The sequence below is a fragment of the Bradyrhizobium sp. WYCCWR15520 genome, assembly GCF_056174665.1.
Genome location: NZ_JBWBWM010000018.1, coordinates 88352 through 111447, shown reverse-complemented (window position 1 = coordinate 111447; position 23096 = coordinate 88352). Strand labels below are relative to the sequence as shown.

General features: G+C 61.4%; 17 protein-coding genes and 2 riboswitches. Of the genes, 11 read left to right on the top strand and 6 right to left on the bottom strand.

Going from position 1 to position 23096, the window contains the following annotated elements:
* Positions 1-152 precede the first annotated feature (152 nt).
* Entirely contained in the window at positions 153-2534 is a 2382-nt protein-coding gene (locus AC0QUY_RS21515) for a TonB-dependent receptor (protein WP_475388270.1), read from the bottom strand.
* 327 nt (positions 2535-2861) lie between these two features.
* Entirely contained in the window at positions 2862-4010 is a 1149-nt protein-coding gene (locus tag AC0QUY_RS21510; RefSeq protein ID WP_475388269.1) for an amidohydrolase, read from the bottom strand.
* 214 nt (positions 4011-4224) lie between these two features.
* Here AC0QUY_RS21510 and AC0QUY_RS21505 point away from each other — a divergent pair, with 214 nt between their 5' ends.
* The 9 genes from AC0QUY_RS21505 to AC0QUY_RS21465 all read left to right on the top strand — a co-directional run bounded on the left by AC0QUY_RS21505 (position 4225) and on the right by AC0QUY_RS21465 (position 14437).
* Complete coding sequence (locus AC0QUY_RS21505) at positions 4225-5247, top strand: LLM class flavin-dependent oxidoreductase (RefSeq protein WP_475388268.1); 1023 nt, start codon at positions 4225-4227, stop codon at positions 5245-5247.
* 79 nt (positions 5248-5326) lie between these two features.
* Positions 5327-5522, top strand: a riboswitch (cobalamin riboswitch).
* 108 nt (positions 5523-5630) lie between these two features.
* The gene (locus tag AC0QUY_RS21500) at positions 5631-7904 is read left to right on the top strand and encodes a TonB-dependent receptor (RefSeq protein WP_475388267.1); all 2274 of its coding nucleotides are present in this window, start codon (positions 5631-5633) and stop codon (positions 7902-7904) included.
* A 2-nt stretch (positions 7905-7906) separates the two neighbouring features.
* Positions 7907-8986 (top strand): PepSY domain-containing protein, encoded by a 1080-nt coding sequence (locus AC0QUY_RS21495; RefSeq protein ID WP_475388266.1) that lies wholly within the window; start codon positions 7907-7909, stop codon positions 8984-8986.
* Between the two features lie 39 nt (positions 8987-9025).
* On the top strand, positions 9026-9301 hold the full coding sequence (locus AC0QUY_RS21490) for a hypothetical protein (protein ID WP_161853317.1): 276 nt from the start codon (positions 9026-9028) through the stop codon (positions 9299-9301).
* Positions 9302-9357: 56 nt separating this feature from the next.
* Entirely contained in the window at positions 9358-9543 is a 186-nt protein-coding gene (locus AC0QUY_RS21485; protein WP_161853316.1) for a CbtB domain-containing protein, read from the top strand.
* 6 nt (positions 9544-9549) lie between these two features.
* Entirely contained in the window at positions 9550-10287 is a 738-nt protein-coding gene (locus AC0QUY_RS21480) for a CbtA family protein (protein ID WP_161853315.1), read from the top strand.
* A 41-nt stretch (positions 10288-10328) separates the two neighbouring features.
* A riboswitch (cobalamin riboswitch) is annotated at positions 10329-10529 on the top strand.
* Between the two features lie 31 nt (positions 10530-10560).
* On the top strand, positions 10561-12639 hold the full coding sequence (locus tag AC0QUY_RS21475) for a TonB-dependent receptor plug domain-containing protein (RefSeq protein WP_475388265.1): 2079 nt from the start codon (positions 10561-10563) through the stop codon (positions 12637-12639).
* Entirely contained in the window at positions 12633-13655 is a 1023-nt protein-coding gene (locus AC0QUY_RS21470) for a FecCD family ABC transporter permease (RefSeq protein WP_475388264.1), read from the top strand. Before AC0QUY_RS21475 ends, AC0QUY_RS21470 begins: the two co-directional genes overlap by 7 nt.
* Complete coding sequence (locus AC0QUY_RS21465; RefSeq protein ID WP_475388263.1) at positions 13652-14437, top strand: ABC transporter ATP-binding protein; 786 nt, start codon at positions 13652-13654, stop codon at positions 14435-14437. Before AC0QUY_RS21470 ends, AC0QUY_RS21465 begins: the two co-directional genes overlap by 4 nt.
* A gap of 5 nt (positions 14438-14442) precedes the next feature.
* Here the strand turns inward: AC0QUY_RS21465 and cobD are convergent, their stop codons facing one another.
* Positions 14443-15441 (bottom strand): threonine-phosphate decarboxylase CobD, encoded by a 999-nt coding sequence (cobD, locus tag AC0QUY_RS21460; protein WP_475388262.1) that lies wholly within the window; start codon positions 15439-15441, stop codon positions 14443-14445.
* On the opposite strand from cobD, the gene AC0QUY_RS21455 reads away from it, so the two are divergent.
* Together AC0QUY_RS21455 and cbiB are read left to right on the top strand one after the other, a co-directional pair.
* On the top strand, positions 15394-16311 hold the full coding sequence (locus tag AC0QUY_RS21455) for an ABC transporter substrate-binding protein (protein ID WP_475388261.1): 918 nt from the start codon (positions 15394-15396) through the stop codon (positions 16309-16311). The genes cobD and AC0QUY_RS21455 overlap by 48 nt on opposite strands.
* Positions 16311-17282 carry an adenosylcobinamide-phosphate synthase CbiB gene (gene cbiB, locus AC0QUY_RS21450; protein ID WP_475388260.1) on the top strand — a complete coding sequence of 324 codons (972 nt, stop codon included), beginning with the start codon at positions 16311-16313 and terminating at the stop codon, positions 17280-17282. The genes AC0QUY_RS21455 and cbiB overlap by 1 nt, the downstream gene beginning before the upstream one ends.
* Here the strand turns inward: cbiB and AC0QUY_RS21445 are convergent.
* The 3 genes from AC0QUY_RS21445 to cobN are packed head-to-tail and all read right to left on the bottom strand — an operon-like array spanning position 17255 to position 23087.
* On the bottom strand, positions 17255-18742 hold the full coding sequence (locus tag AC0QUY_RS21445) for a cobyric acid synthase (protein WP_475388259.1): 1488 nt from the start codon (positions 18740-18742) through the stop codon (positions 17255-17257). The genes cbiB and AC0QUY_RS21445 overlap by 28 nt on opposite strands.
* A complete protein-coding gene (cobO, locus tag AC0QUY_RS21440; RefSeq protein ID WP_475388258.1) occupies positions 18742-19380 on the bottom strand; it encodes a cob(I)yrinic acid a,c-diamide adenosyltransferase in 639 nt (212 codons plus the stop codon). The genes AC0QUY_RS21445 and cobO overlap by 1 nt, the downstream gene beginning before the upstream one ends.
* Positions 19377-23087: a cobaltochelatase subunit CobN gene (gene cobN, locus AC0QUY_RS21435; RefSeq protein ID WP_475388257.1), complete on the bottom strand. Its 3711-nt coding sequence runs from the start codon at positions 23085-23087 to the stop codon at positions 19377-19379. Before cobN ends, cobO begins: the two co-directional genes overlap by 4 nt.
* Between the last annotated feature and the right edge of the window lie 9 nt (positions 23088-23096).

The following is a 23096-nucleotide window of genomic DNA, read 5'->3' as shown; positions in this document are numbered from 1 at the left end:
CGAAAATCGCACACTCGGCACTCGTAGAATCTTTCATCACATTGTCATCAATATCGATGAGCGAATTTTGCGGACAATACAGATCAAAGAAAAACCGCCGCGGACGAGATCCGCGGCGGCGCGTATTGCAGCGATGTGTAGCGGCGCAGAGTTCAGAAGTTGAACGTCGTCGACACAAGATAGGTGCGCGGGGCGCCGAGCGTGATGACGCCGCTGTAGGCAGACGCCCAGTAGGCTGTGTTGGCAACGTTCTCGACGGCGGCGCGGACCACGATCGGCTTGCCGTTCCATGGCGAGGTGAAAGTGTACCGGGCGCCGAGATCGAAGCGGGTCCACTCCGGTATCGTGAGGGTGTTTGTTACGTTAACATATTGCCGAGCGGTATAGATGACCTTTCCAGTGAACGTAAGCCCGGGGACAAATGGAGTGTCCCATTCCGCGCCGATGTTGGCGGTAACCGCTGGAACGCCGACCGCCTTCTTGCCATCGTTGGTACCGTTCTCGGTCTTTTCCTGCACACCATCGATCAGGGCCACACCACCGAGCAACCGGATTTCGGGCGTGATCTCGCCGAACACATTGATTTCCGCACCGCGGTTGCGTTGCCTGCCGTTGAGCTGCCGGGTCGGTAGAGGGAAGCCCGGCACCGTGATAACGCTCTGCTGCGTGATATCGAATAGACTCAGGGTCGTGGTGAACCGGCCCGTATCGATCTTCACTCCGGTTTCAGCCTGAGTGGTCTTGCCAGGCGGAAACACGGTGCCAACGTTTTGGAAGCTGCCGGAGACGACAACCGGTGTCTGGAGCCCTTCGATATAGTTTGCGTAAAGCGAGATATTCTCGACCGGCTTGACCAGAAGGGCGTAGGCCGGGGTCCACACGGATTCTTCCTGGTAGGGTCGGCTCGGACTCGTCGGCGTCGGGAAAAAGTTCGTCACTTCACTCCCGGCGGTCTGGCGACGAACACCTGCGGTGAACTGGACGCGGTTGTTGAGGATCGACATGGTATCGGAAACGCCCACGCTTTTCAGAGTCACACCAGTAATCTGACTGGCGCTCAATGTCGCGAAGTTAGGCTTGGGAATATTGGTCGGCTCGCTATAGAGGTTCCAGAAGATGAGATCGGCGAGAGGGTTATTCGAACGTGTTCGGACCTGCTGGTTATAGGTTCGGTCGTTGATAGCGTAGTTGACGTTCAGTGCATGATTGACGGGACCAGTGACGACCGTTGCACGAAGGCCCGCCTCACCCGCGAGCGTCTCGAACGTCTCCTTTCCGGTAAACGGTCGCGACCACAAGCCGCCGAGTTGGAAAGTGCCCGGAGGCGACGTTAGCGCACCCGGCGCGGTATTGGAGATGTTGGGCGAAGGGTAGGCATAGTTGATATTGCTGTCGTGATAACCAAACGCTGCATAGGCGGTCACCGAGTCGGTGACATCAACCTCGCCTCTAACGGTCGAGAAGAAGTCCGTCGGCGCGTAGTAAGCCCACGGAACCTGGAAATTATGTCCGGCTTTCGGCGGCGGAGGAATGAGAGTTGTCGTGGTAGGGACTGTAAAGAACCGCATGGGCGGCTTGAGGTTGTCAGCCTGATAACCGATATCAGCCTCCATGCGCGCGTTCTCACCGCGATAGTCGAGGCCCAACACGACATTACCGAACTCGTCGGTTTGGCGATTCCACGGGGTATTGCCGTTTGAATAGGTGCTGTTGAGCCTGACGCCCCATTCCTTGCGCTCGCCATAGCGCCGGCTGACGTCGATATACTCGCCGAACTGCGACTTGGACGAATAGGTTCCCGTTATCTGGGTGATATCCACGTCAGGCGCGTGCTTGGTGATGAGATTGATCGTGCCGCCCACCGCACCGCCGGTTGTCGCGCCGGTGCCGCCCACCGTCATGCCATTGAGCACAGCGCTCGGCCCTTTGAGGACCTCAACCCGCTCGATAAAGTTTGCACCAGTGGAATAATACGGAGCGATCCCCGGAAGGCCGTTCAGAGCAAAATCGCCACTGTCAAAATAGAAGCCGCGGATGAACAGACTGTCGGCGCCGCCGCCCGCCGCCTGCATGACGCGCACCGAAGGATCGTTCGCAAGAACGTCGCGGATCGTGCGCGCCTGCTGGTTCTGTATCAATTGCGCCGTGTAGTTGGTCTGGTTGAACGGCGTATCCATCACGCCGCGATTGCCCAGAAGTCCGAGGCTTCCGCCGGTCGCCACCTGTCCGCCGGCATACGGAGCCGGGGGCGCACCAAGCGTTCCAGTGGAAGGCGTCACATAAGGAACCGGCTCCACCCGGCGCGGCGCTGGCGCAGCAACACGCCGCTGCACGCGCGACGTGGATGTTTGCGATCTCTGATTTGTCTGCCGTGCTCTTGGCTGTGAAGGAGCATCCACCGTCACCGGCGGCAGATTGCCTTGTGCAAACGCTTTCGGAACGCCGCTCGAAACATCCAGTGATAGCGCGAGATAACTTACCGCTCCCAGCGAAACAGCGCGCACAACATTTCTGGCAGCGACTTCATACGTCATACTTCCACCCCAAAAGCCCACAAGCAGGTCCCCGCTCGTTCTAACTTCCGAAGTGAAAACAGCGAGTAGAAGCTATCTAAGGTGATGCTGCGTGCGCACAGCGGATTGCATCAGTGGCGATAGAGCAACACCGCACTTTCTAACTGTTCTAAATTCCTGCGCGAAGATTTTTCGGACACACGTTTCAACGAATGAATTTCGTTCGTACGATTCGACACGCCATCACGCTTTGAATCTTTCTAATTTTTATCAGTTCTAATTTGTTGCGTGACCGTCAAACGCGACGGATGACCATCATCACTGCGGCCTTGCATGTGTTCAAACGTTTCAATCCAACAGGTTGCGCAGGCTCCGCATGAAGACTCTCGCACCAATTTCAATGAGCTCATCGGGAAAATCATAGTTCGGCTCGTGCAGGCTGGGGTGCTGCTCCCCTGCTCCAAGGAAGAACATCGCGGCCCTGGATCGCGCGTTGAATCGTCCAAAATCCTCGGACCCCCGCATCGGAAGGCCTTGCGCGGAATGTCGCACGTTTTCTGCATCGAGCGCGGCTTTTAGATGCACAACTGCCTCCGCATTGTTCAGGCAGTGACTGAAAACGTCGCGATAGGTGATTCTGACCTTAAGTCCCTCGCTCGCCGCCACGCGTTGCACCAGATCTTCCGCCTGCTGACGTATCAGCTCCATCGTCGAATCGGTCAGCGTCCTCAGCGTCACCCAGAGTTCAGCCTGACCGGGCGAGATGCCGAATGCCGGCTCGCCCAGCCTTGCATGGGTAACCGTCACCATCGAAAACGCTTGATCCAGAGCACCACCCCGTCCCAACGCGGTGATTTCGTTCAACAGCGTTGCGATGGCCCGTTGCGGCGAAACGCCGAACTCGGGGCTGGAGGCATGCGCGGTCCGCCCGGTCAGAACGATCTGCATTCCGCGCGACGCACAATTGACGAGACCTTCGGCAATTGAAACCTGCCCGAGCGGAAGGCCCGGCAAATTGTGCAACGAGAAAACAAAATCCGGCCGCACCTCATCGAACTTCGCATCGGCAAGGACCGCCGCGGCACCGGAGCCATCCTCTTCAGCCGGCTGGAACAGCAGCATGGCCCGTCCCCGCTTCGGCCGCTGCCGACCCAGGCCCCGCGCGACCGCCGCCAGGATGGTCATGTGTCCGTCATGCCCGCAGAGATGCGCTTTGCCCGGCACCAATGACCGATACGCCAGCTCCGAGGTCTCCTGTATCGGCAATCCATCCAGCTCCGCTCGAAGCATGATTGTCGGGCCGGGCGCGTCCCCCTGATAGATTCCGAGCACGCCATGGCCGCCAAGCCCTGCAACGACCTTGTCGGCGCCGGCTGCATGGAGCAGCGCCTGCACGGCCGCCGCGGTCTTTTCTTCCTGCCCCGACAATTCGGGTTTACTGTGAAGTTCCCGGCGCCATGCCATCAGCTCGGTCAGATCGTGTTCAGTCAGGAACATGGGCAGCTCTTGCTATTGATATTTGGCGAGACAGACCAGACTTGACCATCGATGATTACATGATCAGCGAGGCAGCATACATTCAGATGTTTCCTTGCAGATGTTTTCCTAAAGCGACCACAAGACATTCGCTATCGATGGCGGGTAGCGCCTCGGGATCAAGGATCGCCTCCTGCAAGGCGGTTGAAGCTATTCGTGAAGATGGACTTCCCCTATGAAGAAGATCGGATTTCTCTCCTTTGGTCATTGGACCGCTTCTCCACAATCCCAGACACGCTCAGCCGCCGACACGCTCCTGCAGTCGATCGACCTCGCCGTTGCGGCCGAGCAGTTGGGTGCGGACGGCGCTTATTTCCGCGTCCATCACTTCGCCCGCCAGCTCGCCTCCCCCTTTCCCTTGCTGGCTGCCGTCGGCGCCAAGACCAGCCGAATCGAGATTGGCACGGCCGTGATCGACATGCGCTATGAGAACCCGCTCTACATGGCGGAAGATGCCGGTGCGGCCGATCTCATCTCCGGCCAACGTCTGCAGCTCGGCATCAGCAGAGGATCGCCCGAGCAGGTGATCGATGGGTGGCGGTATTTCGGCTTTCAGCCGGCCGATGGTGAAAGTGATGCCGACATGGGTCGGCGCCACGCAGAGGTCTTCCTGGACCTCTTGCGCGGCCGGGGTTTCGCGCAACCAAATCCCCGGCCCATGTTTCCCAACCCGCCCGGGCTGCTGCGTCTCGAGCCGTATTCCGAAAGCCTTCGCGAGCGGATCTGGTGGGGTGCCGGTTCGAATGCCACGGCAATTTGGGCGGCAAAGCTCGGCATGAATTTGCAGAGTTCGACGCTCAAGAGCGACGAGACTGGAGAAGCCTTCCACATCCAGCAGGCCGCTCAGATTCGGGCATACCGTGCTGCCTGGAAAGAGGCCGGCCATGCACGAGAGCCGCGGATCTCGGTCAGCCGCAGCATCATCGCACTCGTGAACGACCGCGATCGCGCGTATTTCGGACGCGGCGGCGAAGGTGAAGACCAGGTCGGATTCATCGACGAAAGCACACGGGCAATTTTCGGGCGCAGCTACGCTGCCGAGCCGGATGCGCTGATCGAGCAACTAAGAGCGGACGAGGCGATTGCCGAAGCCGATACCCTCCTCCTGACCGTCCCCAATCAACTCGGGGTCGAGTACAACGCCCATGTAATCGAAGCAATTCTCACTCACGTCGCACCCGCTTTGGGATGGCGTTGAGCCGCTCTCTTTTAGAGTAAGCGCCACGCTGATGTTGCAGTCGTGGGGAGGCGCGCGATTGACAGCCCTTTCAAATTGAAATTATGGTGAACATGACGGTTCTCCTTCGGGAGATCAAAAGGGAATACGGTGCGGGGATTTCCCCAACGCCGTGGCTGCCCCCGCAACTGTAAGCGGTGAGCCTTCGCCAAATGCCACTGGGCCTGCGGGCCTGGGAAGGCGGCGATAGGCAACGACCCGCAAGCCAGGAGACCTGCCGTCAGTCGTGGTCACACGCGAGCACATTGGGCGGGGTGTCCTGGTGGGTGTTGAGCCGTTCTCTCCTCGAGACAGCGGCCAAACAGCGTTCGCGGTGACGTGCCACGTTATCGCGAGCTATACTGATGAATTCCCATACCATCTTCGCGCCGCGGCACCGCCGGGCGTTTCTCAGCTCGATTGCATTCTCCTGCCTGCTTTTTCCCGCTGATGGCTGGGCACAATCCGGAAGGCCGAACCAGACGCTCGACCCCGTGGTGGTGCATCCGTCGGCAACGCCGGCGAATGCCCGCAGCGTCCGACGCGGCGCTGCTAGCCGCGCCGCGCGTCTCCGCCAGCAACGCAACGTGGCAGTCCACGGCGCTACGCCGGTCGCCACGCCGACAGGTCCGGCCTTCGCCGCACCGACGCTCAACCTCACCGGCACCAGCACGGCTGGCAGCCGGCTCGGCCTGACGCGGCTGCAGACCCCCGCCAGCGTGGAGGTGATCTCGGCTGAAACCATCGCCGAGCGCGGCCAGCAGAATATCCTCGACGCGGTGACGCAAAACGCCACCGGCTTCACGGCGAGCCCGGCACCCGGCAATGGCGGCGTCTCGTTCAATACCCGCGGCTTCACCGGCCTCGGGTCCGTGATGACGTTGTATGACGGCACCCAGCTTTATATCGGTGCCGGCACGGTGACGTTTCCGTTCGACACCTGGTCGACCGAGCGCATCGAGGTGCTGCGCGGCCCTGCGTCGGTGATGTATGGCGCCGGCGCGGTCGGCGGCGCCATCAACGTGGTTTCGAAACTGCCGTTGTGGGTCCCTCGCAACCAGGCCGAGGTCTCGCTGGACAGCAACCTGACGCGGCGAATTGCCGTGGATAGCGGCGGGCCGGTCAGCAAGGGCGTCGCGTATCGGATCACCGCCGCCGGCAATCTGTCGGACGGCTGGGTCGATCGCGACAACACCTCAAATGTCGCACTTCGTGCCGTAGTCCAGATCAGGCAGAACGAAGACGTCACCTGGACGCTGTCCACGGACTACGGCGACCGCAATCCATCGCGGTACTTCGGCACGCCGTTGATGAACGGCAAGCTCGATGAACAGCTACGATTCAAGAACTACAACGTCAGCGACAGCCACATCCGCTACCAGGATAGCTGGAACCAGGTGAAGACCGAATGGCAGGTCGCTGATGGAATCTCGATTCAGAACACGCTCTACTATCTGAGCTCCAAACGACACTGGAACGACGTCGAAAGCTATACCTATAATCCCGCCACCAGCCTGATCAATCGAAGCAGTTACATCGAGATTTTTCACGATCAGCAGCAGTTCGGCAATCGCACGGATGCGAAACTCCGCGGACATGTCCTTGGCATGGTCAATGAGTTCGTCGCGGGCTTCGACATCAACAGCATCAATTTTACTCATACCAACAATTCGCCCTATGGCGGCTTGTCATCCGTCAACCCGTTCAACTTCGTTCCAGGCGTATTCAACAGCCCGAACGCCACGGTTCCCGGCTTTGGCAGCGTGACCAACCAATACGCGCTGTTTGCCGAGAACAGACTGTCGGTCACCGAGCAACTATCCTTGATTGCCGGCATCCGTCAGGATGAGCCGACAATCACACGCACCGACTATGTCTCGCCCGCCAACAGCTTCGAAAAGTCGTTCTCCGCTACGACCTGGCGCGCGGGTGCGGTCTATACGCCCGTCAAGGATCTCGCTTTCTATGGCCAGTACTCCACCGCGGTCGATCCGGTCGGCGGGCTCATCTCGCTGTCCGCCGCAAACAAAAATTTCGACCTGGCAACCGGCAAGCAGATCGAGATCGGCGTCAAGCAATCGTTCTGGGGCGGCCGCGGCGAATGGACTCTGGCCGGCTATGAGATCGTGAAGAACAACCTGCTCGCACGCGATCCCAACATTCCGTCGCTGACCGTTCAGGTCGGCCAGCAATCATCGCGTGGCGTCGAAGCATCGGTCGGCCTCTTGCTCGACTATGGCTGGCGAATCGAAGCCAACACGGCCTTCCTGCGCGCGAAGTATGACGACTTCGTGCAGGCGGTCGGCGGCGCAAGCGTGAACTATGCCGGCAACGTGCCTGTCAATGTGCCGCAGAACGTCTCCAATATCTGGGCGACATGGGCCTTTGCACCGAACTGGTCGGCCAATGCGGGCGTGCAGATCGTCGGCAAGACCTTTGCGGACAATGCCAACACGGTCACTCGTCCGGCCTATAACATCGTCAATGCCGGGGTGCAGTGGAAGCCCGATCTCAACACCACCGTGTCATTCCGCGTCTACAATCTCTTCGATGAGATTTACACGACGTCGGGCGGCACCACTCAATGGCTGCTCGGAATGCCTCGCACGGCTCAGCTCGCCGTCAACGTGAAGTTCTGAGCGTGTCACGCACCCTGAAACGCACGCTCCGGCGGTGGCTGTATATCGGCCACCGCTGGGTCGGCATCATCACCTGCCTGTTCTTCGCCATGTGGTTCATTTCCGGCGTCGTGATGATGTGTGTCGCGTTTCCCGGCCTTTCCGACAAGGAAAGGCTGGCAGCGCTTCCCGATATCCGATGGGAGAAAGTGGCGTTGTCGCCGGACGACGCAATGAAGAAGGCTGGCGTCACCCGCTATCCGCGCGATCTCCGGCTTTCGATGCTGGCCGACGAGCCCGTGTATCGCATGACTGCCTGGGACGGCACGCGGCAGGTGATCTCTGCCGCCGATGGCCGCGCCATCACCAACCTCTCCGAAGGACAGGCGCGGGCGATCGCGCAATACCACCCCGCGAGCAAAACACCGCAGCTCGAAGAGATCGTTGATCGCGACCAATGGAGCGTGACTGCCCGTTACGATCCGCTGCGACCGCTTTATCTGATTGCGCTCGGCGACGATGCCGGTACCAAGCTCTATGTCTCCTCGCACTCCGGCGAGATCACGCTCGACATACCGACCATTGCGGCGAAGCTGCCAACGCTGCAATTCGGCGCGACTGAAGCGCGTTTCGTCTGGCTCGATGGCAGCCCGATGATCATCGTTGCATCACGTGATGGCACGCAGACGCCACTGGATGTGACATCGGGCGAATTTGCAAAGCTTTCGCAGGATCGCCTCTGGACTGCCTCAGCAAAACTGCTGCCGCATGCTCGCATCACGGAGCGATTGACCCTCAAGGAATACGACGCTTACTGGTATGCCCATCATCATGACCGCGAACTGCCGGTGTTGCGTGCGGTGTTTGATGATGACGCAAAGACGTGGTTTCACATCAGCCCGGTCACCGGCGATATCATCGGCCGCGTGGACAGCAGCCGGCGCACATATCGCTGGCTGTTCAACGCGCTGCACAGTTTCGATTTTCAACTGTTCCTGAAGTACCGCCCGGCTTGGGACATTGTGGTGTGGCTGCTGTCGATCCTGGGCGCTATCGTCTCGGTGAGCGGCGTCGTTATCGGCTGGCGCTACCTGCGCGACTAAAGCGAATCCGCTCCGCTGGGCTGAACTCCGGAGTTACCGTTGCATCAAAGCGACAATCCAGTTTGCTGGCGGGATGATATCGACGCTTTGGCGTTCGAGCCGGACAACCATCGCGGCTTCTGCATGGTGCATCGGCTGGCCTTTCGAACGCTACTGCAGTTTTTTCCGGAGCCTGATGATTGCCTGGCCTTTTTTCGCAACCAGGAGCGCGCCTTCCGTGCCGCGGCGGCGGCCAAAATTGCTCGAAGAGAAATTGCGCGCGGGGTCAATTTTCACCTCACCAGCCGGGACGTAATCGAACAAATGGGCAATTAGGGGTCGCGAAAGACATTCGTTTCCGCTAGAAATGCCTGCTTCCTTGGAGAACCGTCATGCAACAGACTCGTACCGCTGCCAGCTTGCCGATCGCCAGTCATGACCTGAGCGTGGTCTACCAGGCAGCTCTCGCCATGGCTCTCGGTCTCTTCATCGTGGGGTTCGTCGGTTTCTCCCATATCGATGCCGTCCACAACGCCGCGCACGACGTCCGTCATTCGAATGCGTTTCCCTGCCACTGATTTGCGATGTCGATTTTTCGTTCGATTGTCTTTTCCGCGGTCTTGAGCGGACTGATCGGCGGTGCCGCGGTCACTGTCCTGCAATACTTCAGCACCGTCCCGCTGATCCTCAAAGCCGAAACCTACGAACACCAGGCGCCGGAAGCCGGTGTCAAGCCGACGGGCGAATCCACCAAGGGGCATGCGCCCCATAATCACGCCTCTCACGAACATGAGGCCACCGCTTGGAAACCAGCCGAAGGATTGCAGCGCAACGGCCTGACGGCTGCCGCCAATATTCTCACGGCAATTGGATTTTCGCTCTTGCTGGCCGGCTTCTATGCCATGCGCGGCGGCGTAGACCGGCACGAAGCACTGTTGTGGGGGCTAAGCGGCTTTGTGGTCTTCACCGCCGCGCCGGGGCTTGGATTGCCGCCCGAGCTCCCGGGCGCACCGGTCGCCGCCCTGGGGGCACGTCAGCTTTGGTGGACCATGACCGCACTGGCAACTGCCCTCGGCATGGGTCTCATTTTTCTGCATCGCGCCGTCTGGGCCACCGTACTGGGATTTTGCCTGGTCGTCTCTCCACACCTGGTTGGCGCGCCACAGCATGCCGGCGCGCATAGCGACGTTCCCGATGCGCTCTCGCATCAGTTCGTGGTCTCCGTGACCATTACGAGCCTGCTGTTCTGGGCGTTGCTTGGTTGCCTCACCGGTGTTTTTTTTCACAGGTTCTCCGCACGATCGTCCGGAGCCTCGTCGTAAGCGAGTCGACGCCAATGGTTGCGTCGGATGTCGCTCTGTGCTTCGTTCCATCCGTCATCGGTGCCTTCGTAGAAGGTGAAACGGGAATGCGGTGCGGGGAAACACCCCCAATGCCGCAGCTGCCCCCGCAACTGTAAGCGGCCATTCTCAGTCCAACATAGCCACTGAACCTGCATTGGTTTGGGAAGGCGGACTGGGAGACGACCGCGAGCCAGGAGACCGGCCGATGACCAAGCTCAACTCGTTCGACGGTGGGTCGAAGGAAAGGTGGTCATGGGATTCTGTAGGTTTGCCGCGGGCTTCGCCGCGTTATTTGGCCTGTTTGGCCTTCCTGAAGAGGCGATCGCCCAGTCGGGTCCGCAGAAACTTCCAGAGGTCGTGGTCGAACCCAAGCCGTCGGCCAAGCCGGCCAAGCCCGTTCGCCGAACGGACAACGCAGCGCGCACGAGGCAGGCTGTGCCGGCAAGGCCCGATTCCTCGCCACCGCAACCGTCCGAATTGGTGATCACACCGGACCGAACGCCGGAGCCGCTCAGCCGTACAGGAAGCGCCGTTAGCGTCGTCAACAAGGAGACGATTGCAACTACCAATCCGGGGTCCCTGGTCGATGCTTTGCGAACCGTTCCGGGCCTCGACATCACCGAAAGCGGCGGCCCCGGCGCGATGACGAGCATCCGGTTGCGCGGCGCCAACACCGGTCAGACCCTGGTGATGATCGATGGCATTCGTGTCAACGATCCAACCGCCGCCAGCGGTGACTTCGATTTCGCGATGCTCATGCCGAGCTCCATCGAGCGAATCGAGGTGTTGAAGGGGCCGCAAAGTGCGCTCTACGGCTCGGACGCGATCGGCGGTGTCGTCAACATCATCACCAAGAAGGGCGGCGGCCCCGCCCAATTCAACGTCCGCGCCGAGGGCGGAAGCTATGGCACTGCCGCCACCAGCGGATCGGTGACAGGCTCCGCCGGTCCGTGGTCATATGCTCTTGCCGCTGGCGGACAACACAGCAACGGCTTCTCGCGTTTTGGTTATCGCATTCCGGCACTTGAGGCCAAGTATGGCCCGCTCGAGCGCGATGGCTTCGATCGCGTCGGCGGCTCGGCGCGCATCGGCTACGACGCCGGAGAAGGTGTGCGGCTGGAATCCGGAATTCTCTCCTCGTTCACGCGATCGGCATACGATGCGGCGACCGGCGCATTTCCCGACACGCCTTCAAGCGCCACGCGTCTGCTCCAGCAGGTTTGGGGACGCGCCTCTTTCGATACGCTCGACGGAATCCTGAACCATAGCTTCAACGTGTTCGAGACTCACATCGACCGCTCCTTCAACGAGGTAAGCTACAAGATCAACAAACTGCCGCAGAACACGACATCGACAATTTCCGATTACGTCGGCAACAGTGTCGGCGCCGAATACCAGGGCAACCTGAAAATGGGGCCGCTGGGATCGCTTATTTTTGGCTCCAGAACACAACACGAAACCGCAAACACCTATGCTACCAAGCTGCTCCCGATTCCTGGGCCGCAGAGGCCGCAGCTCGCGGGAACGCAAGACACCAATTCGGTGTTTGCGCTATGGCAATTGCCGATCGGCGAGCGGCTGAACATCAGCCTTGGCGGGCGGGTCGACGATGTCGTCGACGTCGCCCGTTTCGAAACCTGGCGCGCGACCGCGGCCTACACGATTGCCGAAACCGGCACCAAGCTGCGTACCAGCGCCGGCACCGGGGCCAAGGCGCCCACCCTCTATCAGCTCTACGCACCAACTTACGGCAATAGTTCGCTCAGTCCCGAGCAGAGCTTCGGATATGACGCCGGAATAGACCAAACCCTGTTCAACGGGAGACTGACACTGTCGGTCACGGCGTTCGCCAACAAATTTTCCAACCTGATCGAATTTTCGATCGATGCCGCCAATCCCCTTGGGCACTATGTCAACGTCACCCGCGCCGAGACCTCCGGCATCGAATTCGGGTCGGATCTTGTTCTCCTGCCAGGGTATCTGAAGCTGAAGACCGCCTACACCCATCTGCATGCCGTCGACCTCAGGACCAATCTCACATTGCAACGCCGTCCTTCCGATGTGGCCCGGCTTGCACTGGCCATTACGCCCACCGACAAATGGCTCATTGAGCCGCGCGTGCTCACTGTCTCCAAACGCTACAGCGGCGCCAACGAAACCAACCTGCTCGATCCCTATACCCGGGTCGATCTCTATACCGAATACAAGATCGATTCCGTCTGGAAGGTTTTCGCGCGGGGCGAAAATATCCTGAACGAGCATTACCAGGAGGTGTTCAACTTCGGCACCACGGGTCCTGCAGTCTATGCCGGGGTTAACGCGACATGGTGAGTCAATCTGCAACGAAGCCGCCATACGCCATCACGGTCGGTCTTGTCGTACTGGTCGCGCTGCTGGCGCTGGTTTCGCTTGGAACGGGGCCTGTCAGGCTTTCGCCAGCCACGGTCGTCGATGCCTTGTTCGGCGGAGGCAGCGACGCGCAGCAGACGATTATTCGGGAAATTCGCCTGCCACGGGCCATCCTCGCATCGGCGATCGGCGCAGTGCTCGGATTGTCCGGCGCAGCCCTGCAAGGCCTGTTGCGCAATCCATTGGCTTCGCCATCGCTATTCGGCGCACCACAATCGGCGGCTTTCGGTGCGGTTCTGATGATCGCACTGGGATGGGCGGACGTCCGTTCCTATGCGCTGCCGGTGGCCGGCATTGCCATGGCGTTTGTGTCGGTGTTCGTCCTGCTCAGCATCGCCGGCCGTAACGCCGGATTGCTGCTGCTCATTTTGGCAGGGTTGGCGATCTCCAGCCTCGCGGGCGCGGCAACCGCTTTGACAATGAACCTGTCACCTAATCCGTTCACCAGCCTGGAAATTGCGTTTTGGCTGCTTGGCTCCCTGGAGGATCGCAGTTTTCGCCATGTTATGCTGGCCATGCCGTTTATTATGGCTGGCGCAATCTTGTTGTGGAGTCAACGCAGCGCCTTTCGTGCGCTCAGCCTTGGAGAGGAGACCGCGCAGAGCCTTGGCATCGATGTGACACGGGTGCGGCTCCTGGTCATCACCGGCGTCGCGCTGGGAGTCGGCGGAGCGGTCGCCGTTTCCGGTACCATCGGCTTCATCGGCCTTGTCGCGCCGCACTTGATGCGGCCGGTGGTCGGATACGACCCGGCGCGATTGCTGCTGCCGAGCGCACTGACCGGCGCGGCGCTCCTGACCGCGGCCGACATTGCCGTGCGGATCATTCCCTCGAACACCGATATCAAGGTCGGCGTCCTCACCTCTGTCATCGGCGTACCATTCTTTCTCTATCTGATCGTGCGTGAGCGCCGGGCATTAGCTGGAGGGGTTGCATGAACGGCGCACTTCTCAGGGTTGACAACCTTGGCGTGACCCTGTCCGGCCGTGCCGTGCTGGAGGACGTCTCGCTGTCATTTTCAAGCCGGCACCTCGTGGCACTGGTTGGTCCGAACGGCGCCGGCAAGACCACGCTGCTGCGGGCGCTCGCTGGATTGGTGCGGTCGACGGGTACCGTCGAGGTCGGCGGCGACCTGTTGTCGTCGCTGCCGTTGCGCGAACGCGCCAAGCGTTTTGGTTATCTTCCGCAGGGACATGTAGTGCATTGGCCGCTGCAGGTAAGAGACATCGTCGCGCTCGGACGTTACCCACGTGGTGCGACCGATCCGGCACGCCTTTCATCGGATGACGAAATTGCCATAACTCGCGCGATGCAGGCGACCGAAATCATGACGCTCGCAGCGCGTCGCGTTACCGAGCTCTCGGGAGGCGAACGTAGCCGCGTCGCGCTCGCCAGGGTGCTGGCGGGCGAGGCGCCGGTCCTGCTGGCGGATGAGCCGACGGCTTCCCTCGATCCTCGTTTTCAGATCGACGTAATGAAGAATCTTCGTAGAACGGCCGACCGCGGCGTTCTGGTGATCGTGGTCACCCACGATCTCGCGCTTGCCGCGCGGTTCGCCGACACCATTCTTGTACTGTCGAACGGCCGCCTCGTCGCGCAGGGCACACCGGAGCAGGCGTTATCCGAAGCCGTCATGGCCGATGTGTTCAAGGTGACGGCATATCGTGCCGACTATCGGCGCGAACACGTGATCGTGCCATGGACCGGTGTTGAGCGATGAATTGGCTACTCGCCCCTGGCGAAGGCAGCGGACAGGCGATGGAGACCAGCTTCATCGGGCGGCAGGCCAAATCGAAGCAGATCCTCATGCCGTTCAAAGCAGCGGCACCAGATATGTTGCCGAGCCAACGTAGCATGCCATTTCAGAGCATCCCGATGACGCGCAAGACGGAACAGCGACGTACCGCCCACGACTTCGAAACCGGCCCTCGCCAGGACATCATCGAGCTTGTTCGCCTGGCGCTTCAACCTGTCGCGCGCGCCGTCGGCCCATTGCCGATCCGCCAGCGCAAGGACGCCGATATGCAATGCCGGACCGGAGCAAGACCACGGCCCCAGTGCGGCGATGATGCGCTGCACGATGTTGGGCGAGCCAACGGCGAAGCCGAGCCGCAGTCCGGCAAGGCCGTAGAACTTGCCGAACGAGCGCAGGATCACAATCGGCAGTCCTTTGCACATTGCGACGGCACTTACGGTGGGTTCGACGTCGGCAAACGCCTCGTCCAGAACGAGCCAGCCTCCACGATCGCCCAATTGGGCAGCGAGCCGGACAATCGCGTCGGGGTTGACGACACGTCCATCAGGATTGTTCGGATTCACGATGACGGCGTGGCGCACGGCTTCAGGCAGCTTGCCGGAATCATCCCATGCGACGACCTCGTGTCCTGCCAGCTGCCACGTCAACGCATGCTCGCCATAGGTCGGTCCCATGATCGCGACCGGTCCAGGGGCAGCCAGCCTTGGCATCCATTGGATCAGCGCCTGCGTTCCCGGGGCGCTTGTGATCTCGACCCCGCCGGGCACCCGATAGGCTGTGCGGGCGACCGCGATGAGGTGGTCCTGGTCGACCCGCGAGGGCAAGCGTTGCCAAACAGCGGGGGGCAGGTCAGATGGTATCGGCCATGGCCACGGGTTGATCCCCGTCGACAGATCGAGCCATTGCTGCGGCGTGCCGCCATGGCGCGCTATCGCCTCCGTGAGATCGCCTCCATGTACTATCGACAACAAATGCCAATGCCTCAATCGACGCGCGCAACGATTTGCAACGTGCTCCTCGCGGTGACGATGTTTATGGCAATCGGCTCGCAAAATAAAGCTGCTGCCGCCGAACTTCCGCGCATCGCGTCGATTAACCTCTGTACCGATCAATTGCTGGTGGCGCTTGCCGATCCTGCGCAAATTCTCGGTCTCAGCCCCTATGCGCGCGATCCCGTTCGCTCCTGGGATGCCGCCAAGGCCGCGCAATTTACTCCATTGTCGGGCGGAGCCGAGGATGTGCTGGTTTTAGATCCAGATGTCGTGGTGTCCGGCCGCTTCACCAAGCGCGCCACACGCGAACTGCTGAAGGAGAAGGGCTTTCGCGTCGTCGAATTCGACGTTGCCCGCTCCCTTGACGATGTGAAGAAGCATATCCGCCAAATGGGAGAGCTGGTGCAACATCCGGATCGGGCGGCGCGCGAGATCAGCAAGCTCGATGCGGCGGTCGCTCATGTCCGGGAGGTCGCATCGCGCAAATCCTACCGGGTGCTGGCGGTGTCGAGACGCGGCTGGGTCGCCGGCAGCGATAGCTTGACAAGCTCACTGCTCAGGACCGTCGGCTTGAATAACGCCGCGGGCGAGCTGGGCAACAGAACGGGAGGCTTCGCCTCGCTGGAGGCCATCGTCAGCTTGAAGCCGGACTTTCTCCTGGTTTCCAGCAACAGCGATTTTGTCCAGGACGAAGGTGGGGCGTTTCTGCTCCATCCCGCGCTCGATCGGTTCTATCCCGCGACGAAACGGATCGTGATCCCGGAAAAGCTGACCGTTTGCGGCGGGCTTACATTGATTGATGCGCTGGAACGCCTCGCCTCCGAGCTTGAGCGCGTGACCCGCTGATGCTGATCTGGGGTGACACGCTCTTCGTGGTCATCGCAGCCCTGGCGTTCGATGCCTTTATCGGCGATCCCGATTGGCTTTGGCGGCGGTTGCCGCATCCGGTAACGTGGTTCGGGGCCCTGATCGCCATGCTGGACCGTCTGTTCAATCGCGACGCCTGGCCGCCGTCGCTGCGCAAGATTTCCGGCATTGCCACCATCGCAGTGCTGGTCGCGATTGCCGGGATTGCCGGCTTTTTTCTCACCGAGATGACGCGTTACGTCACGGGCGGAAACGTGATACTTGCGCTCGTCGCATCGATCTTCATCGCGCAGCGCAGCCTCTACCAACACGTCAGCCGGGTACGCTTGGCTTTCACATCCGACGGGCTCGCCGGCGCCCGCATCGCGGTTTCGATGATCGTGGGACGAGATCCCAATCAACTCGATGAAGCCGCAGTAAGCCGCGCGGCGATTGAATCGGCCGCGGAGAATTTTTCGGACGGCATCGTCGCACCGGTATTCTGGCTGGCGCTGTTGGGGCTGCCCGGGCTCCTCGCCTACAAGGCCATCAACACTGCGGATTCGATGATCGGTCACCGCTCGGAGCGCTATCGGTGGTTCGGCTGGGCCGCGGCGCGGCTCGACGATCTCGTCAATCTCGTTCCGGCCAGGTTGTCCGGACCGTTGATCGCCATCGTTGCCCCGGTAGCGAACGGATCGGCCGCAACGTCATTCCAGGTGATGATCCGCGATGCGGCCTATCACCGGTCGCCGAATGCCGGGTGGCCAGAAAGCGCGATGGCTGGCGCGCTCGGGATCGCGCTCGCCGGGCCGCGCCGCTACGCCGAAGGTCTCGTCAACGACCCCTTTCTCAACGCCGGTGCGCGCGAGGCGGCCACGCCCGATGATATCAGGCGCGCGCTGGATTTGTTCGTCGCAGCCTGCCTGCTGCAGGCGGCGATCTATGCCACGCTCGCGCTGCTGCTCTGACGGCTATGGGCAATCTTCAAGATCTGATCGATGTCCAAATGCATTTCCAGATGATCGGCCAGCGCGTCAAGAGCCGCTTCGATCTGCGCCTCATAGGCGAGACTTGACGCGATCCCCAGATCAGCCAGCCACTTCTTGCGAAAAGTGTCCCCCGTGAACAGGCCGTGGACATAGGTACCCTCCACGCGCCTATCAGCGGATATCGCGCCATCCGGCCGGCCGTCGATCATGATCAGCGGCCGCTCGCAGTCACGTCCTTCGCTGCGGCCGAGATGGATTTCGTACCCCTCGACATCAGCACCTGTGGTGCAATGGGTACCCCGGACCAGCGTGGTCGATTTGTCGGCACTCATCACGGTTGCGATATCGAGCAAACCAAGGCCCTCGACAATGCCGGGCGCGCCGTCGACGCCTTGGGGGTCGGCGATGGTCTTGCCGAGCATCTGATAGCCGCCGCACAGACCAAGCACGCGACCACCGCGACGGACATGCGCCTTAATGTCGATGTCCCATCCCTGCGCGCGCAGAAACGCGAGGTCCCCGATCGTTGATTTGCTGCCGGGCAGGATGATCACGTCGGCATTGCCAGGGATCGCTTCGCCTGGCCGGACGAAGATCAGCTTCACGTCGGGCTCCATGCCCAGGGGATCAAGGTCGTCAAAATTCGCAATTCTCGCGAGTACCGGCACCGCGATAACGCGCGTGGACGACGATGCGTTGATACGGTCGAGGTCGACCGCGTCCTCGGCGGGCAGCCAGGCCGCCTGCGGCAACCATGGCACGACACCAAGGGACGGCCAGCCGGTCAGGCGCGTCACCGCGACGCGACCCTGATCGAACAGACTTACATCGCCGCGAAACTTGTTGATGATGAAACCGCGTACACGCGCCCGCTCCTCAGGCTCGAGCACAAGGTGCGTGCCGGCGAGGCTCGCGATCACGCCACCACGATCGATATCGCCGACGAGTGCCACCGGAACGTTGGCTGCTGACGCAAACCCCATATTGGCGATGTCGCCGGGGCGAAGGTTGATCTCCGCAGGGCTGCCGGCGCCTTCCACCAGAACAAGGTCGGCGTGATCGGCGAGCAGCGAAAAGCTCTCCAGCACCGCCGGCAACAGCGCCGCCCTTTTATCGAGAAAGCTCTTCGCGCGAAGCGTACCCCAGCGTTTGCCCTGAACGATGATCTGGGCGCCGGTATCGGTCTCCGGTTTCAGAAGCACAGGGTTCATATGCACGCTCGGCGGCATCCGCGCGGCGCGGGCCTGCACCGCCTGGGCTCGCCCGATCTCGCCGCCATCCACCGTAACAGCGGCATTGTTTGACATGTTCTGCGGCTTGAACGGCGCCACCTTCAAGCCACGCCGTACCAGCGCCCGCGCCAGACCCGCCACGATCGTCGACTTTCCGGCATTGGAGCCGGTTGCCTGGATCATCAACGCAGGCGTACGCGTGTTCATCAGAACTCGATGCCTTTCTGGCCTTTGATCCCGGCGCGAAATGGATGCTTGACCAGCGTCATTTCGGTGACGAGGTCGGCCATCTCGATCAGCGCCGGCTTGGCGTTGCGGCCGGTGACGACGACGTGCTTGTCCGCCGGCTTCTCGTCGCGGAGGAATTTCAGGACCGATTCGAGATCGAGATAGTCATAGCGCAGCACAATGTTGAGCTCGTCCAGCAGCACCAGGCGATGGCGATCGTCGCGAATCATCTCCTTGGCACGCTCCCAGCCGGCGGAGGCGGCCGCGATGTCCCGCTCGCGATCCTGTGTGAGCCAGGTGAAGCCCTCTCCCATGATGTGGAGCGTCACCAGATCCGGGAACGTCCTCAGAAGCTGCGCTTCGCCGGTGTTCCACTCCGGCGATTTGGTGAACTGTACGATACCCACGGGAAAGCCGTAGCCGATATGGCGAAAGACCATGCCCAGCGCCGCTGAAGTTTTTCCCTTTCCTGCGCCGGTATGGACGATCAGCAAGCCCTTTTCGCCGGTTTTGGTCGTCATGATCTTGTCGCGCGCTGCCTTGTGCTTTTGCGCCTTCTCCTTGTGGCGCGCGTTTTCAGCGTCATGATCGTTCTGCACATTTAAAGGGTCGTTCATGCGATTTCCCGTTGCTGGTTCGGCAGAAGTTCGGCGATCAGATCGCCGGCGCGATTGGAACGTGGCGTCCACAACCCGCGGCGGATCGCCTCGGCAAAGCACGCGGCCGTTTCATGCAAGGCTGCGGGATTGGATACGCGCATGAATTCGCGGACGCCCTCGTCCTCGAGGTAGGCCGCGAACAATTGATCAAAATGATGATTGGCGACGGCATTGGTCGAGGCGGCGAAGCCAAACAGGTAGTCCACGGTAGCGGCGATTTCGAAAGCGCCCTTGTAGCCGTGGCGCATCACACCGCGAATCCACTTCGGGTTTGCGGCGCGGCCACGCACCACGCGGGAGATTTCATGGGACAACGGCCGCGCCAGCGGCGCCTCGGGCCGAGACGTATCGATATGGGCGATGCGCGGCGCGGTGCCGCGCAGGGTCTGCACGGTGGCCGCGAGGCCTCCCATGAACTGGTAATAGTCGTCGGAGTCGAGAACATCGTGTTCGCGGTTGTCTTGCGTTTGCGCGATGAGGTCGGTGTCTTCGAGCCGGTCCGCGAAATCGTCGCGCGCGGCTTCTCCCTCGGTCCTACCGCCGTAGGCGTAGCCACCCCAGGAGAGATAGACGTTGGCGATGTCGGATCGCGTGTCCCAACCCCCCTCGTCCATCAGCGCCTGCAACCCTGCGCCATATGCGCCGGGCTTTGAGCCGAAGACGCGGTAGCTCGCTTGCCGCTCAGCGGCGGCACCGTCGAGGCCGGCGGCTTCGAGCGCAAACCTTTTTGCGCGGACATTCGCGGCAATTGGATTTGCCTCGGCCGGCTCGTCCAACCGAGAAATCGCCCGGATGGCCGACCCAATGAGGTCCATCTGCGTGGGAAACGCGTCCCGGAACAGGCCCGATACACGAAAGGTGACGTCGACGCGCGGACGCTTCAGCTCGGACAGCGGCGTGATCGCAAAGCCAGTCACCCGGCCGGAGATCTCCTCCCACAGCGGGCGCGCGCCGATCAGCGCCAGCGCCTGGGCGACGTCATCGCCGCCGGTGCGCATATTCGAGGTACCCCAGGCCGATAATGCGATCGAACGCGGCCACTCGCCGGCTTCCTGCCAATAGGATTCGACCAGCCGCTCGGCGGAAAGCCGGCCGATGCGCCATGCCGACGGTGTCGGCACCGCACGAACATCGACAGCAAAGAAATTTCGACCGGTCGGCAGCACATCGGGCCGCCCACGCGTCGGAGCGCCGGCAGGACCGGGGCGAATGAAACGGCCATCGAGCCCCGCAAGGAGTGCCTCCATCTCGGCATCCCCGGAGCGGTCAATGGCCGGGCGCAAGGCAATGTCGATCCAGTCCAACACCGCACGCGTAGCCGTCCATGCGGGATCGATGTCGCGCTTGCCGGCGACCAGGGCCAGCGCCAGCGCTTCGATGCGCTCCACCGTGTCGCCAACCGTGCGCCATGGACCATTCCCAAGCCCGGCGAGTTCATTCGGGCGCGCGCCAGCATATTCATCGGCCAGATTGCGTGTCAGCGGATCGAAATCGCCGAGGCCGAGATCGCTCGCCAGTGCGAGATGCAGCGAGGCATCCTGCATTTTCAGATCCGAGCGCGGCAGCCGGGCAATCGATACCAGGAGGTCGTCACGTTGCGGCCCGGAAGGCGCGCGACCGAACACATGCAGGCCGTCGCGGATCTGCATCTCCTTGAGGTCGCACAAATGCGCATCGAGGGCACGCAGCGCCTCCGCCGTTGGGGTGTCCCGGGTGACATTTACGTCGGCATCCAACCGTTGGGCCCGTGCCAGTGACAGGATATCCTCCGCAATTGCATTGGCACGCTTGGGATCGAGATCGGCGGCAAGCGTGAATTCATCGACCAGCGTCTCCAACCGCGCCAGATCATCGTGCAACTCGGCACGCGTCATGGGGGGCGTCAGGTGATCGACAATCACGGCGCCGGCACGGCGCTTGGCCTGGATACCTTCTCCGGGGTCGTTGACGATGAACGGATAGAGATGCGGCAACCGACCCAGCACGGCTTCCGGCAGGCAATCCTGCGACAGGCCAGTGCTCTTGCCCGGAAGCCATTCGAGATTGCCATGTTTGCCGAGATGAACGACCGCGTGCGCGTCGAACACCCGCCTGATCCACGAATAAAACGCGAGATAGTGATGCGGCGGCGTCAGATCCGGATCGTGATAGCTGCTTTTCGGATCGATATTGTAACCGCGCGCAGGCTGAACGCCGACTATGATGTTGCCGAAACGATGCAGGCCAAGGCGAAACGCACCATCCACGACATGCGGATCCCGCTCGGCGCTACCCCATCGCCCCTCAACCGCGCGCCTTACAGTTTCCGGCAACGCCGCCAAAGCCGCAGAATAGTCCGCCAGCAACCACGTCACGCCGTTTGCGCGCGTGGCGCGCTGCTCGAGCGCATTGGTAGGCCCCTGTTGTAGCAGTTGCATCATGGCGTCCGCGTCGACAGGCGCTTCCGCGGTATTGTACCCTGCCCTTCCCAAGGCATCGAGAACGTCGATCAGGCTTTGCGGCGTATCCAGGCCGACGCCGTTGGCCAGCCGGCCATCGCGGTTAGGATAGTTGGCAAGGATCAGCGCTACCCGGCGCTCGGCCGCCGCTTCACGGCGCAGCCGCACCCAGGCCAACGCCAGATCGGCTGTTGCATCGACCCGATCCCCGAGCGGGCGAAACGCTGTTGGCGTAAATTCGCCTACGCTGTCAACGCGTTCCTTGAAAGCGATGACGTTCGCGAAGATGCGGCCATCGACTTCGGGCAACACGACATTCATGGCGAGATCCCGTGGCGACAGGCCCCGCGTCGAAGCTTCCCACCCGGCCCGGGATATACCGGCCTGCGCCACCTGCAGGATCGGGCAACCTGATGCAGCCAGCACGCCGGCATCGTCGTTCGCGGTCGCCGTCGCAAACGCCGTCGCGTTGATGATGATGTCAGGCGGATAGGCGGCCAGCGCCGTCTGCAAGAACGCTCCTGACCGTCCGTCTTTCAGGCTGGTCACGAACAGGCAGACCGAATTGAGCCCGCGCGCATTGAGCGACTGGCGCAACATATCGATGCCGGCGGTATCGCCACCCGCCACTAGCGCGCGATAGAACATGACGATTGCATTGGGGCGATCGGAACTTGGCGGTTCAAAGCACCAGAACCCCGCTGGAGGCATCGGCCGCGCCTGCGGCGGCGCTTCACCTCTACCGATCAGGTGCGCGGCAAAGCGAAGCGCGAGTTGGGCATTTTCGACGCCGCCTTCGGTGCAATAACGCCATAGCGCGTACGCGCTGTCGCGATCAAGTGTCCCGCGTGCGGCCAGCGACGCGTTCCAATCCATCTCGCCGGGAATACAAGCGAACAGCGAACCTCGACGCAATGCGTCGCTCCGCAGGCTTTCAACGCCGTGCGGCCAGTAGCTTTCGCCCCCCAGCATGCGCAGCACAACGATTTTTGCCTCGCTCAGCGTACGCTCGACAAAGGCATCCACCGACGCAGGATGACCCAACGCCAACAGATTGGTCAGCCGCACCGTGGGAAACCCGTCCGGCATCCCTGCATAAGCGATGCCAAATGCGGCGAGATCGCTGTCCGCTGCAGACAGCACGACGATGTCGGCGGTCTCCTGTCCGAGATCGCGCGCGACATCGCCATCGTCGATGCCGCCTGAGGTGTCGAGCTTGAGGTGCATCTGGCTCTC

Coding starts and splice junctions, on each gene's coding strand:
- AC0QUY_RS21500 (WP_475388267.1), top strand. CDS start 5,631: ATGAATTCCCATACCATCTTCGCGCCGCGGCACCGCCGGGCGTTTCTC.
- AC0QUY_RS21445 (WP_475388259.1), bottom strand. CDS start 18,742: ATGAACACGCGTACGCCTGCGTTGATGATCCAGGCAACCGGCTCCAAT.
- AC0QUY_RS21515 (WP_475388270.1), bottom strand. CDS start 2,534: ATGACGTATGAAGTCGCTGCCAGAAATGTTGTGCGCGCTGTTTCGCTG.
- AC0QUY_RS21455 (WP_475388261.1), top strand. CDS start 15,394: ATGGCGCGCTATCGCCTCCGTGAGATCGCCTCCATGTACTATCGACAA.
- AC0QUY_RS21510 (WP_475388269.1), bottom strand. CDS start 4,010: ATGTTCCTGACTGAACACGATCTGACCGAGCTGATGGCATGGCGCCGG.
- cobO (WP_475388258.1), bottom strand. CDS start 19,380: ATGAACGACCCTTTAAATGTGCAGAACGATCATGACGCTGAAAACGCG.
- AC0QUY_RS21470 (WP_475388264.1), top strand. CDS start 12,633: ATGGTGAGTCAATCTGCAACGAAGCCGCCATACGCCATCACGGTCGGT.
- AC0QUY_RS21465 (WP_475388263.1), top strand. CDS start 13,652: ATGAACGGCGCACTTCTCAGGGTTGACAACCTTGGCGTGACCCTGTCC.
- AC0QUY_RS21505 (WP_475388268.1), top strand. CDS start 4,225: ATGAAGAAGATCGGATTTCTCTCCTTTGGTCATTGGACCGCTTCTCCA.
- AC0QUY_RS21480 (WP_161853315.1), top strand. CDS start 9,550: ATGTCGATTTTTCGTTCGATTGTCTTTTCCGCGGTCTTGAGCGGACTG.
- AC0QUY_RS21485 (WP_161853316.1), top strand. CDS start 9,358: ATGCAACAGACTCGTACCGCTGCCAGCTTGCCGATCGCCAGTCATGAC.
- cbiB (WP_475388260.1), top strand. CDS start 16,311: ATGCTGATCTGGGGTGACACGCTCTTCGTGGTCATCGCAGCCCTGGCG.
- AC0QUY_RS21475 (WP_475388265.1), top strand. CDS start 10,561: ATGGGATTCTGTAGGTTTGCCGCGGGCTTCGCCGCGTTATTTGGCCTG.
- cobN (WP_475388257.1), bottom strand. CDS start 23,087: ATGCACCTCAAGCTCGACACCTCAGGCGGCATCGACGATGGCGATGTC.